The following is a 12,323-nucleotide window of genomic DNA, read 5'->3' as shown; positions in this document are numbered from 1 at the left end:
GACTAATTATGAAATGGAACCGAAAGATAAAAAATAAAGGCAACTTAGTTAATGCAGTTTAGATGTTTGACAGCTTAGAGGGAATATACCTGACCGTCAATCAGCAATCGAGTAATTCCCTTAGCTCGCAAATAAGGTGCTGCTTTTTGCAGCATACTGCTGTCAGGAATCTTGAAAACTCTTTGATTGCGAGTAGCAAATCGGCGGGCCACTCGGTGATTGTCAAACACTGCCAGGGTTTTCTCGCGAATTTCCGCCGCCGGAATTTGACCGAGTTCGCCAAAAGCTTTTAGAGGTCTAGTGATTAACTCTGCCGCACGATCGACCACCAAATAACAAATTTTGGGCAGAGATGCTTCGCTTAAAGGCAAAACTTGAATCAGCCCTGTACCCCGAAGCTCGTTAGCGAAGCCCTCGAAGAGGATCGACTCGCCCGACGATAGTGAACCCAGGAGACTGCCTTCAAACAGAGAGTGTTCATCCTCTACATCTTCGTCGAAGTCGTCATCTAAATCGTCTTCATCCTCCTCATCATTCTCCTCATCCTCGTCGTCGTCCTCGAAATCCCTAAAGTCTTCACCTGCCAGCAGCCCTTCTGCTGGCAGCATTGCCTTTAGTTCACCAGTCACAACAGCGCGGTGGCTTCGATCGGCAAGATGGGTGGCTTGGGCATCTGGCAAATCAGAAACATCTAAATCAGACTCTACATTGCCTCGAATTTCGGGTTCTGCAACTGGTTCAGGGACTGAGTTAGAACGCTTTCGGATGGTCGGTCTCGAATTTGAGGCTGACGGCAGGACAGGGACTGACTCCGACAGGGGGACAGCTACAGGATCGGTTTCGCCATCTGCCGACGACTCAGTAGTCGCCTCTGTCGGTTCAGAAACACTGCTGCGATCGGACAAACGCTTTTGTTTTTGCTGCACTAGAAATTCGTATTCCGGCTCCGACAAAGCCCCCTGAATGATGCGCCTCACAGTCGAACTGCTCACTCCGTAGCGCTTTGCCAGAGTGATAGTATTCTCGTTAGACTGTCGGTACAGCCTGATGAGTTCGCGTTTATCGGAATCGGAGAGTTTTGTAGGCGTCATGCCAAGTTTTCCAGCAAAAAGACGTGAAAAGACGCAGGCTAGCAGTCAGCGAACTATGATTTGTGATTTTCGATTTCAAGCTCAGAGATGCCGACAAGGGCAAAAAAGCTTTCGCCTCCCCATCGCTTGCCAAAGCAACCCTAATCTGAAATCGCTAGGCTGCGCGACGACTGCGCCTGCTCTGGCGAGAACGGGTTGAGATGTCATGTTCCAAGATAGCTCCAATGCCGAACAGGATGGCGCTGAAAACAAAAAAGACTTCCAGCAAACTGCCGCTTTGATAACTACCCTCAGCCTGAGTATCGCGCCATTTAAAGTACATATCTGCGATGTAAAGCGAAAAAGTTGCAGCCGCAATCATTCTCCAAGATTGGGAAAAACGTCCTCCCCAAAACGCCAGCAGCAATGCAGTAGCAATAATCAGCAGAAAAACATCCCCAACGATGTAAAACAAATTGATTGCGTTTTTGTGAGGCGCCAGTTGCTTGTCAAGTGCCATCACCCATGCGGGAGCTTTGATTTCTGCTTCTTCTTCTTCTTCGGGTGCTGATGCAGCATCGGTCGTGGCTGCTTTTGCCTGTAACTTAGACGAATTTTCCAAAGCAGGCGCTCTTCCTGTGGCAGCGGTTGCTGGTGCAGATGTCACTACTTCTTCTTGAGTGGCTGCCGGAGCCATTCCTAGCTGGGCCCTCCAAGAGTCAGGTGCAGCAACCCAAATAGCTACAGCTATCCCGAAGGCTGCAATTCCCGCTAACAAAGCCCACTGCCAAATTTCTAGATTCAGCCGCTTGGAAGTCACGGCTACAACCATGCCCCCGATCAGTACCACATAGCTGGCCAGATAAAACGCATCTGCTGGAGACACGTCCGGGTCTAACCCGAAATAGAGTTCCCAAATCCCGAACAGCACGCCGGCTATGAAATAGAACAGCATCCCCAGACCTATGCCCAGCCAGACGTTGCGCCCGCTGACCATGTGGGGGCTTTGCCAGTTTCTAAAACAGACTAAAGCCGCTCCCAAGTATGCTCCGCATTCAAAAATATAAGTGCCGATCGAGTACCACAGAGGTAAACCCTCTTCTGCTGAGAGGGGGACGCTGAACAGCAAAAAAAACAGCAGCGCCATGACAGCCCAGACAATGCCTGCAATCACTAGGGTCTGAGCTGACAGTAAAGATGAAGATGTAGATGACTTTTCTGAAGTGCTACTCATAGGGATTCCACGAGACCTAACTAGCGGTTGAACGCACCCCATCTCAATCTTTGATTGTAGATGAGGATTCTTTCGCCAAAAAAACTTAAAAAACCTAGATCTGACGCTTCCGGAATAACTGGCGTCCTCAGTGTGTCATCGGGACTTTTTTTGCCCTCGTACACGATAGAAAGACTAAGCAAGAATAATCTCTATTTACTAATTCAATAAATTAGTCGTTAGTCGATCTTGTACCCGGAAATATAATGATAGATATACGGTAGATGTCTCCACCATTAAGGTTTTTACAGTACCAAATCTATCTCTGAAATTATACCCTCAAAGGTTGAGGGAGCTGTTTTTTTGCTTTCACTCTTCCCCACTCGTATCAATGATTGTGACTGGGGAGTGCGATCGAAACAGAGTTAAATTGCCAGACCATAGGTGGCATCCAAACCGAATCAACAATTTGGTTGTCAATACAAGTTGGCAATCCAACTTGTATATCGCGTACCCCCTACAGTGCAATTATCTAAGCTGAATTATCTGGACCCAATTGTCTGAGAAATTGTCACAGATTTTCTATCCTGCGATCCACAACTTGTTGAGGGCTGATTGTTTCAGCCAATCTAGAAACTGAGTCCGATCCGGTGCTGGCATATCTTGCAGCACATCGCTCACTCCCTCCGCGAAGTCCGTATTGCCAAAATATGATTTGCCCAAGCGGTGGAGTTCTTGCAATAAGGTTTTGAGATGCTGCTCTTGCCAAGGAGGCACCTTGTGAGTTTGCAAGGGACTAACGGTTAGCCAGTTTTTTATCGCATCAGGGGAGTCTGCCTGGGGGAAGTTTCCCTGCTGAAATACCTTGGCGATATCTTTCTGAAACGATGTGGCTTGCCTTGCGCCTAAAAGGTCTTCTACATCGAAGTAAACAGCTTGGAGTAGCAGCAGACAAGCCTGCGCGAACAGTGGTGCTTTGGCTGCTTCATTCCCTGCCGGTTCTTCACCGGCAAGCTGATCTAAACGGACTTTTCCCCAGACGCTATATCTATCCGGCTCTTCTAGCAGAACACAGGCTTTGCCTCGGTTGTCGGTTAAGTCCCGCCACAAGGCTCTGGCGTCTTCTGCTTGCTTGCCGTTGAAGGCGCTGATCAGGCGAAAAGTCTGCCCCTGATAATTGAGAATGGGAATTTGTTGATCCCGTTTTGGGTGTTGAAAATTGGTTATTTCAACATCCTGCCGTTTCAGAATAAACATGACACTGCGATTTGACTCCTGTCATGGCCGAGGTGCTGTGCTTTTGACACTCCCGATGCCTAAAGGCGAGGGGATTCTTGATTCAGCGAGTCCACTTAAATTAGCAGGATTGCTCCCGATCACCCAGAGATGGTTCTCTTCTCAAGCGTTCCGATACTTTTTTGCTAACAAATGCTAACAAATATCTAAGCTGAGATTGTCTCTCAGCCTTGGCGTATAAATCAATGCACGAAGGAAAATCCCCCGCGCACAATTTACGACTGCTGTACTGGCAACGCTTGATTTTCTCGCTCGTGCCGAGCAGGCGATTGACTGTTTTGCTTTGATGCCGTAGAGGAAGCTTATATAGAGGCTCCGTACCATCAGGGATTTTCACCTGAGTCTTTCAATCCTAGTTCTACCACATTTTTATCAAATATCAAGTCGAGCATAATGTTAGCCAACATAACTCAAGATCAGCAAATTAGTCATTCTGGCTCAACTCATCCCTCAAATCAGGAGACGAGCTCTGGTTTTTCGCTAATGGGGTCAGCGTTTTAGGCTTTGCCACTAGGGGAGGTTAACATAACCAATAGACATCTGGGAAAAAGCACCTGAGACTCTTTTGCTGTCTGAGTTCCGTCTTAATTGGGAGAGATATCCGATCGACCCAATAGTTGGGTTTCAACTCGACTCCTAAATACTTTACGCGAGTTCACGTCCTACCTAGTTTTGATTGTAAATTTACAATTGTGCTGTTTGCAGGTGAGTTCCTCCAGCTTTTGTCAGATACAGTCTTGAAGGCAAAGGCACTCTCATCATCTTGGTTTTTTTCCCGAACCATCGCACTGCACGCCATATTTTTGCACCTCAAAGCGGTTTCTGCGTAAGTCATCACATAATTTACTTGCTCGATCGCACACTGCACCTATACAATAATGTTGTTAGCAATTTTTGAGTTGGGTGCGTAACTCAGTTGGATAGAGTAGCTGCCTTCTAAGCAGCGAGCCGCAGGTTCAAGTCCTGCCGTACCCGTTAATAAAACCTAATACCATCAATGCTTTGAGCCCTTCTTTACCGAAAAGGAGAGAGTAGCTCAAACCTTATTTGTTGTGCTTTTGTTGTGCTTTTGTTTCGCACAACAAATGCGAAACACCGCTTATCTGGGTCAGGTGGTATCCCGGCATCCTGTCGGTAGACACGGGTTAACTCTCCGAACCCAATATTTCCAAGAACGGATCCACGTCTGCCAAGTCCGCTCTGGATTTTTTGCGTCGCGCTTTTAACTGGTTGAGCAAGTCGGCCGCTTCTGGAAAAATTGCGACGGTCGGAGCGGAGTTTTTATTTTCCTCCCGATCGCGCTGCACTTCCTTGAGTTCTCGCTCCAGCATCTGAACCTTCAGTCCCAAATCGCCGTTGCGCTCGTGTAACTGCTTCAGTTCCTTGTCCCATTCTGCAAGTTGCTTGTTGGCCGCTTTCTATTCCTACCTGAGCGATTCATCGTTGCCATCGCTAGGGTTTCAGCAGTTTTCTCCTGCCAAGAAAAGAGAGGCTGAGATATTATTTTCTTCGGATTTGTTTTGGATGTCCGAAATCCAAAACAAATCCGAAGCAACAGCCCCACCTGCCAAACTGGGCGAATCTTCCTGCTTCTGGGCGATCGACACTGCTACCTTTCTGAGTATAGGTTTGACACAGCCGATGTGGTATCATAAAAAGTCTATTGTGTCAATAAACTAGATCCTGCGATGTTCAAACAGCACCAGCAGCAGGTTGTGGGCTGAGTAGCCCTCAGAGGTTATCCTTAGTAATCAGGCTAGTTTCCGACAGGTTTGGATATGTTCCCAACAACTCTATTTAATGTTCCCCAAAATTTAATGCTATTACTCGACCGCAGCGCGATCGACCGATTAAAGCCCCTATTGGCGCAAACAACCGGAATGCCTATAGTTGCATCGGAAAATACGGCAACAATTGCGCTCGTATTGGTTGCTCTGGGAATTCTGGGTTGGGGATTTTATCGCGCCAGACCTTTTGGCAAACTGGGAATTTTGGCTTGGTTGCAGTCTGTTGCGCTGATGAGTCCCTGGCTGCTGTTCTTTGGTTTGTTCGCTGCCGGAATTTACCTCAATCTAGTTGCGGTATTGTTGCTGCTAGTGGCATCCACGGGATTGTACATTTATCTGGGCCGGCAATTGCGTAAGGCTGCATCCGATACAGTGCTGCCGCGGCCGGATGCTGCTGAGGTAAAGTCCCAAAGCGATGCTTTCTCTGCCCCTGAGTCGCAGCGACCACCAGGCCCAGAAACCATTAAGATCGTCACCTCGTCGCCTGCGAATAATGAATCAGAAATAATTCCCGTTCCGGTGGAAGACCTCAAGGCAATTAAAGGCATCTTTGGAATTGATACTTTCTTTGCCACAGAAACGATTCCCTATCAAGATGGGGTAATTCTCAAAGGCAATCTCCGAGGAGACCCAGAACAAGTACACTCACGTTTGACGGCAAGTTTGGAAGAAAAATTAAACGATCGCTACCGCCTATTTTTAGTAGAAAATCAGGACGACAAGCCCGTAGTTATTATCTTGCCCAGCACCAACGACCCCCAGCCCACAACCGTGTCTCAAAAAATCCTAGCAGTCGTCCTGCTGCTGGCAACAATTGCTACTAGCTTAGAGACAGGCGGTTTGCTGCTAAGTTTCGATTTCTTTAACTCGCCCGCTAGATATCTAGAAGTTCTGCCAATTGCAGCGGGAATTTGGGCGGTTTTAGGATCTGGGGAAATTGCTCGCCGAGTGCTGGCAAATCGGTACAAGGTTGGCTTGAGTTGGCCGTTTTTTATACCAACTTTGCAGATAGGTTGTTTTGGAGCGATCGACCGTTTTGAGTCGCTGCTGCCCAACCGTAAAGTTTTGTTTGACATCGCTTTTGCCGGGTCAGCGGCTGGGGGAATAGTTTCTCTGCTAATGCTGGTAACGGGTTTGCTGCTTTCTCACCCCGGCAGTTTGTTTCAAATTCCCGCAGAATTTTTCAAGGGCTCGGTTTTGGTGGGAACTTTGGCAAAAGTGGTTTTGGGTTCGGCGTTGCAGCAGCAGATTGTTGACGTTCACCCGCTGGTAGTTATCGGTTGGTTGGGCTTGGTAATAACAGCGATTAATTTGATGCCGGCGGGACAGTTGGACGGCGGTAGAATCGTGCAAGCCATCTACGGTCGGAAAATAGCCAGTCGCACTACTTTGGCGACTTTTGTGGTGCTGGCTATCGTTTCTTTAGTTAATCCTTTGGCTCTGTATTGGGCGATCGTGATTCTGATTTTACAGCGGAATCTGGAGCGGCCGAGCCTCAACGAGCTGACTGAGCCTGACGACGCTCGCGCGGCTTTTGGTTTGCTAGCTTTGTTCTTGATGATTGCTGTGCTGTTGCCGTTGACTCCGGCTTTGGCTGGCCGTCTGGGAATAGGGAATTAGCAGTAGCCGGGCATCTTTGGTAATAGGCTCTTGGGTTGCGGTAAATTAGTGGAATATAGGAATTGAGCGATCAAACTGGTAACTGAAGGGTGATCAGGTTTCTAACTACTAATTTCCCATTAATGCCCGCGCCCAGGGCAATTTATCTACTACCAAAAGTTGATTTTTTTACAACCCAAAATTTGTTTAAACTCGATCGATTAAGTTTAAATAAGTTATCTGAGCCTATAGGATACAGTCATGGCTAATCAACTTCCTCCTGTATTGGTAACTTTTGATGCAGATGTTTTAATGACTGGCCGAACCCAAGTTTGGCAAGAATATGCGAAGGTGGGAACTTGCTATATCCCGGAAGTAGTGTACGACGAAATAGATCGTCTGACAGGGCAAGCGGTGGAAAAAGCTCAAGAGCAAGTAGCTAGAGAGTTTATGCGATTTTTTGCCGACAGCGGCTGGATTGCAACTGACGCTCAGGAAACACACCGCGCTCTCGAACCTTCGATCAAAAATCAAAGCAAGCCAGCAATGCTGGTGGTGGCGACGGCTCAGTGCGTTTACGGTTTGGCTCAAGAACACCCGGACGCATTGGTGATTTTTGTGTCCAACAGCCAGCCTCTGCTGAAGCGGCTGGCTTCTGTAGGCGCTACGAATCTCTGCGGGATTACCGGGGCGATGCTGTTAAATTGGGCGAGGAAAGGGGAACGCCCGCCGGCGGCGACTCAGCAATTGCAAAGTTTGATGCGTACCCTCGCCGAACGCAAATCGACTCAGCGCCCTAACAGCAGAATTCAGGATGCTGCTGTTGGCCACACGGGGGCTTCTGCTAGTAAGTTAACGGGAACCCGCGGCGCTTCTGAGCTAAAGTCGCCCAGCAGTTTTACTAAAACTAATAAAACGGGTTTGACTGAAAGCCGCAGTGCGAGTTCGCGGCCCAAAACACCGCGGCGTAATCGCGAGGAGGCGAGAGATTACGAGCCGGCTGTATATCGCATGAAACATATTACACCTCCGAAAAAAAGGGACAGCGGTTTTCTGTCTACTGTGTTCAATTTTTTGGGAGCGTTATTTTTCTTGACGGTAGCGGTAGGTATTTTGTGGCGAGTGTTCGATGTTAGGGGTTTTAGAAAGACTTTTGTGCCGGCTCTACCACAGCCTGTGCAACAATTTGTTAAGTCGATCGACCCTAAATAATCTGGTTTTCTGAAAATTTCACCTTCAGATCCGGCTAAGTTGTGCTTGCGGTCATCGTTAATCTTGCACCTTGGGAAACTGCAATAGCACGCTTGGTTGACAAATCGGTTCCCTCCCCTAAATATAGCGGTAAGGTTCTTGTGGCGTCCCCTACGGTTAGAATTTCTGACCTTAGTCCGCTGGGAATTTTCAAGGGCTATTATCACAACGGAAGATGAACGCTTAACTTTAGGGATGTAAAAATCGATTGCCATGCTGAACAGGAACGAAATAATTAGTGGATTAGCACTGGCTTTTGCGGGTTTTGCTTATGCTTTAGTATTTTTTGTTCTTCTTCCCTTCAGACAGTACGATTATGCAGCACCACTTGGGGCAATAGCAATGGCGATCGCCCTTACTCTAGCCATGAATTGGCTACTATCTGGATCTTTGCTAACTGGCTGGAGTTGGGTGGCTGCATTATTTGGTTTTCAGATAGCCCTCATTTTTTTTGGTAGCGTGTTTCTGGAAGATGGGCTGTACCTGCCAAATTTGTTGTTTTTTGGAACTATGATAGTAGGATATACGAGCGTTTATACCAGTTTTTCACAACAAAAGACACTGGTAATTGTGGGTTTATGTACAGTATTTTTTTTAGCTTCAATGTACTTGTTTTTGATTGGTGGCTATGTGATCAAAGGCAAAAATCCGTTTCAGGGTTCTTCTACCCAGATGCTGCCACTGTTGAATCAAAGGGTAGAAATTATCACCGACAATCCCCAACAATTGCACTTGAATGGCAAAACAGGCGAGCTCACGCATATTAACCGTTATGAGGTGACAGTGAAACTAGATTCTGGAGCAGACGAGAGATTGATGTGGCCCTATGTCGATGTTTGGTGGCAGGATATCAAGGCTGCTAGCGAACATAAATCGCAGTAATTTATATCGTTTCGGGTTGCATAGAAATAATAAAATCGAGTCAACACTTAACACTCAACCATTCAGTTTTTCGACCCGCCCGTCAACAGTCAACAGTCAACAGTCAACAGCCAAAAGTCAACAGCCAACACTCAACAATCATGATGAGTGCAATCGGAATTGATATCATTGACTATTTAAAGCTGGTGCTGTTCCTTCCACAGGTCGAATAATGATCGGTTTATTAGTAGATTGTTGCTGAAAAAGTGCCTTGAGTGCCAATTCAAGATTTTCTGCCATGACAATGCGGTTTTCGTAGACAGCAATAACTCTGACTAAAGTTGGCAAACTATTGCGTTCGGCTTCTAAGTAAAGAGGTTCCACATACAGTAAAGATTGTTCTATGGGAATTACTAATAAGTTTCCTTGAAGTGCTTTGGATCCCTGGCGATTCCAGAGAGATATTTGTTCAGAAATAACTGGATCTTGGTTAATTAAAGCTTCAATTTGTTCCGGGCCGTAAACTAATCGCTGTTTGGGAAACAGATACAAGAGCAATTTTCCGTATTCGCTACCATCGGATCGCCCTGCAATCCAAGCAATTAAATTGTTACGACTTACTGGTGTAAATGGAAGCAGCAAAATAAATTCTTCTACTGTTTCCGTTGGCAGCTTCATAATCAAATAATACGGTGCTACGGGCTGCTGTTCGCTGCCATAAATTTCATTGGGAACTCGCCACAAATCCTCCCGATTGTAAAATACTTGCGGGTCTTCCATATGATAAGTTAGCAAGCGTTCTGATTGAATGCTTAACAAATCTACTGGATATCTGATATGTTTGCGGAGAGCCGGAGGCATTTTGTCTAGGGGTTTGAAGAGTCCTGGAAAGATAGCCATCCAACTGTTAATAATCGGATCGGAGGGATAGGCAACGTAGAAGTCAACAGACCCATTGTAGGCATCAATCACTACTTTAACGGAGTTGCGGATGTAGTTAAACTCATGATTTCCGGGGTCAGAATATGGATAGCGATCGCTCGCTGTATAGGCATCGATAATCCAGTAAAGATAGTTGGGAGATTTATCAGTAGCCGAGGGTGAAGGTTTAATCTTGTTGCTAGTTTTATCTTTTTCTTTTTCTATATCATCATGGCTAAGATTGGCGTTGGCTACTACTAAATACGGGTCAGAATCGTACCGCAAAAAAGGAGCAATCGCCCGGACTCTTTTATTAATATTTCGGCGGTACAGTAATTTAGTTTCTGGGGTAAAATTGCGCGTTAGTGCCATTTGCCAATTTTTGAGATAATTAGCAAACAGCCAGCGCCGCCACAGAGAACCGATCGCAATTCCGCCCCTACCGTTGTAAGTATTGTAAACATTGTCTTCGCCGCTGGGGTAGTCGAATTCTTTGACTTTTGTGGGCGCCATCGCGTCTGTATCGGTGATTTCGCCGTAGTAAATGCGCGGGTAGCCGATCGGAATACTAGCTCGAATTCGATCGCTAGTTACTTCCAAAGCAGTCTCTCCTTTCTGGGCTGCTACTCCAATATCTTTGACAAAATAATCGGGTAAACCGCCGACACCGACTCTGTTTACGGGAGAAAGAGTAAAGCCGTAACCGTGAGTGTAAACTAGGTGTTCGTTCACCCAAGTTTGAGCATCGGGGGCAACTGCTGTGTAATCTAATTCCCGCGCTGCCAGAAACACTTGTTGGCTGTCCGAATCTCCCTTTTGCGCTTTTTCATTTTTGATTGTGTAGCGATCTATATCGGCATCAGGAAATGTATAATATGGTCGGATTTGCTGTAACTGTCGGGTGGTTTGCAGCAGCGGTCGCTTGTCCCACAGGCGGATGTTGCTAATAGTAAGTTGATTTTTTTCTAAGTCGGCATAAGTAAGTTGTCCGGCGGGATCGAATGTTTTTATCTCGATTGTGCTGAGGTCAAAGGCTTCTTTAGTAAAGGCAATGCTGCGCTGAATGTACGGCTGTTCTCGTGCTAGTTCGTTAGGTTGAACTATGAGTTGCTGCACAATTTGTGGCAGCAGCCAACCTCCCACAAGAGTTAAAGCCACCCATGCTAAAAGAATTTTTTTTATGAGTTCATTCTTAATTTTGAATTGGTAAACCTGCCACAGCATCAAAAATGCGATCGCCCCCGCCAAAATACTCAAAAATCCATAGGAGGGCAGCCGCACCATCACGTCAGCATAATTTGCCCCGTAAGTAACGTCTCCCCGCGCATACAGCAATTCATAGCGCCCCAACCAGTAGCGCACTGCAATAGCTAGCATGGAAGCTGCACCCAACCCGTACAAGTGCCGCTGCTGCGATCGAGAAAACCCCAAAAATCTCCCTTGACTCAGGCTATTTCCCGATAGCAAATATGTTAAAGCACAAGATACTAAACTGTACAAAAATACGACTGTCAGCCCGAATCCTAGCAAATCTAAGATTGGCAAAATAAATACATAAAAGCTAATATTTTGATTAAAAAGAGGGTCGGTTGTGTTAAAATTAATAGGGTAAAAATATTGCAAAACATTTGTCCAGCGACTGGCGGCAATCAGCCCGATAGCCAAACTGAGAAAAAGGGCGATCGCCCGCAGCCAAAAATCAGGCTTAATTACCACAGCTAACATTGTCCCCAGCAGCAAGCCTAACTGCCACCAGCGAGAAAATAGCTGCACCGCTATTTGCTGGATTGACTCAATTCCCAACTGCACGGGCGGTGGAGGTAAATTGCCCGCTATACCGAAATAGGTGAGGCTGTTTGCAGCTAACAGCCCGCAGTGAATTATTATAAAAGTTGTGATCGAACTCAATCCGAATACTGCCAACAGCAGCCAGGAAAAGCTAATTGGGGATTTAGCAACAGGTATTTCGTAATTCTTCCGGGTATTCTTCCCCGTGTTGTTCGCCCCCAGTGAAGCGAATAGCGCCCCCACAACCGGCAATTTCATTTCTTCTGCAGGATTTTGCAGGCGGCGGGCTAAAGCCAAATTTCCCAGCAAAAAGACAGAAGAAACAGCAATTGCGATCGTCCCCAGCAACCCTTGAGTTTTCAGCTTTAACAGAAAAACCTGAAGATATCCAACTTCCTGAAACCAGAGAATTTCTGCCGCAATGCGGGAGGCTAATTCAAAAACCAGCCATAGCACCGCAATCAGTAGGATTATTTGACAAATTCGCCTATTAGTCATTAGTTATTAGTCATTAGTTATTGGTTGAATGATAACTGA

9 protein-coding genes and 1 tRNA gene are annotated in these 12,323 nt (G+C 46.5%); 4 read left to right on the top strand and 6 right to left on the bottom strand.

Going from position 1 to position 12,323, the window contains the following annotated elements; genetic code table 11:
• Positions 1 to 74: 74 nt before the first annotated feature.
• The 3 genes from QUA10_RS16570 to QUA10_RS16560 all read right to left on the bottom strand — a co-directional run bounded on the left by QUA10_RS16570 (position 75) and on the right by QUA10_RS16560 (position 3,540).
• Entirely contained in the window at positions 75 to 1,091 is a 1,017-nt protein-coding gene (locus QUA10_RS16570) for a hypothetical protein (protein ID WP_333083536.1), read from the bottom strand.
• A 154-nt stretch (positions 1,092 to 1,245) separates the two neighbouring features.
• Positions 1,246 to 2,304: a hypothetical protein gene (locus QUA10_RS16565; protein WP_333083535.1), complete on the bottom strand. Its 1,059-nt coding sequence runs from the start codon at positions 2,302 to 2,304 to the stop codon at positions 1,246 to 1,248.
• Between the two features lie 561 nt (positions 2,305 to 2,865).
• Positions 2,866 to 3,540 carry an Npun_F0813 family protein gene (locus QUA10_RS16560; protein ID WP_333083534.1) on the bottom strand — a complete coding sequence of 225 codons (675 nt, stop codon included), beginning with the start codon at positions 3,538 to 3,540 and terminating at the stop codon, positions 2,866 to 2,868.
• 940 nt (positions 3,541 to 4,480) lie between these two features.
• On the opposite strand from QUA10_RS16560, the gene QUA10_RS16555 reads away from it, so the two are divergent.
• A tRNA-Arg gene (locus QUA10_RS16555) sits at positions 4,481 to 4,554 on the top strand.
• A 170-nt stretch (positions 4,555 to 4,724) separates the two neighbouring features.
• On the opposite strand, the gene QUA10_RS16550 is transcribed toward QUA10_RS16555, so the two are convergent.
• Positions 4,725 to 4,910, bottom strand: coding sequence for a hypothetical protein (locus tag QUA10_RS16550; RefSeq protein WP_333083533.1), 186 nt, complete (start codon positions 4,908 to 4,910; stop codon positions 4,725 to 4,727).
• Between the two features lie 129 nt (positions 4,911 to 5,039).
• Positions 5,040 to 5,186: a hypothetical protein gene (locus tag QUA10_RS16545; RefSeq protein WP_333086311.1), complete on the bottom strand. Its 147-nt coding sequence runs from the start codon at positions 5,184 to 5,186 to the stop codon at positions 5,040 to 5,042.
• A 273-nt stretch (positions 5,187 to 5,459) separates the two neighbouring features.
• On the opposite strand from QUA10_RS16545, the gene QUA10_RS16540 reads away from it, so the two are divergent.
• The 3 genes from QUA10_RS16540 to QUA10_RS16530 all read left to right on the top strand — a co-directional run bounded on the left by QUA10_RS16540 (position 5,460) and on the right by QUA10_RS16530 (position 9,098).
• A complete protein-coding gene (locus QUA10_RS16540; RefSeq protein WP_445304826.1) occupies positions 5,460 to 6,986 on the top strand; it encodes a site-2 protease family protein in 1,527 nt (508 codons plus the stop codon).
• A 240-nt stretch (positions 6,987 to 7,226) separates the two neighbouring features.
• Complete coding sequence (locus QUA10_RS16535) at positions 7,227 to 8,177, top strand: hypothetical protein (RefSeq protein ID WP_333083531.1); 951 nt, start codon at positions 7,227 to 7,229, stop codon at positions 8,175 to 8,177.
• A 252-nt stretch (positions 8,178 to 8,429) separates the two neighbouring features.
• Positions 8,430 to 9,098, top strand: a complete 669-nt coding sequence (locus QUA10_RS16530; protein WP_333083530.1) for a hypothetical protein — start codon at positions 8,430 to 8,432, stop codon at positions 9,096 to 9,098.
• 165 nt (positions 9,099 to 9,263) lie between these two features.
• On the opposite strand, the gene QUA10_RS16525 is transcribed toward QUA10_RS16530, so the two are convergent.
• Positions 9,264 to 12,284 (bottom strand): UPF0182 family protein, encoded by a 3,021-nt coding sequence (locus tag QUA10_RS16525; protein ID WP_333083529.1) that lies wholly within the window; start codon positions 12,282 to 12,284, stop codon positions 9,264 to 9,266.
• Positions 12,285 to 12,323: the final 39 nt, after the last annotated feature.

The organism is Microcoleus sp. Pol8_D6 (assembly GCF_036700965.1).
Lineage (GTDB): Bacteria > Cyanobacteriota > Cyanobacteriia > Cyanobacteriales > Microcoleaceae > Microcoleus.
The sequence above is the reverse complement of the archived record's forward strand: the minus strand, read 5'-3'. Positions and strand labels throughout refer to the sequence as shown.

Coding starts and splice junctions, on each gene's coding strand:
- QUA10_RS16570 (WP_333083536.1), bottom strand. CDS start 1,091: ATGACGCCTACAAAACTCTCCGATTCCGATAAACGCGAACTCATCAGG.
- QUA10_RS16565 (WP_333083535.1), bottom strand. CDS start 2,304: ATGAGTAGCACTTCAGAAAAGTCATCTACATCTTCATCTTTACTGTCA.
- QUA10_RS16560 (WP_333083534.1), bottom strand. CDS start 3,540: ATGTTTATTCTGAAACGGCAGGATGTTGAAATAACCAATTTTCAACAC.
- QUA10_RS16550 (WP_333083533.1), bottom strand. CDS start 4,910: ATGCTGGAGCGAGAACTCAAGGAAGTGCAGCGCGATCGGGAGGAAAAT.
- QUA10_RS16540 (WP_445304826.1), top strand. CDS start 5,460: ATGCCTATAGTTGCATCGGAAAATACGGCAACAATTGCGCTCGTATTG.
- QUA10_RS16535 (WP_333083531.1), top strand. CDS start 7,227: ATGGCTAATCAACTTCCTCCTGTATTGGTAACTTTTGATGCAGATGTT.
- QUA10_RS16530 (WP_333083530.1), top strand. CDS start 8,430: ATGCTGAACAGGAACGAAATAATTAGTGGATTAGCACTGGCTTTTGCG.
- QUA10_RS16525 (WP_333083529.1), bottom strand. CDS start 12,284: ATGACTAATAGGCGAATTTGTCAAATAATCCTACTGATTGCGGTGCTA.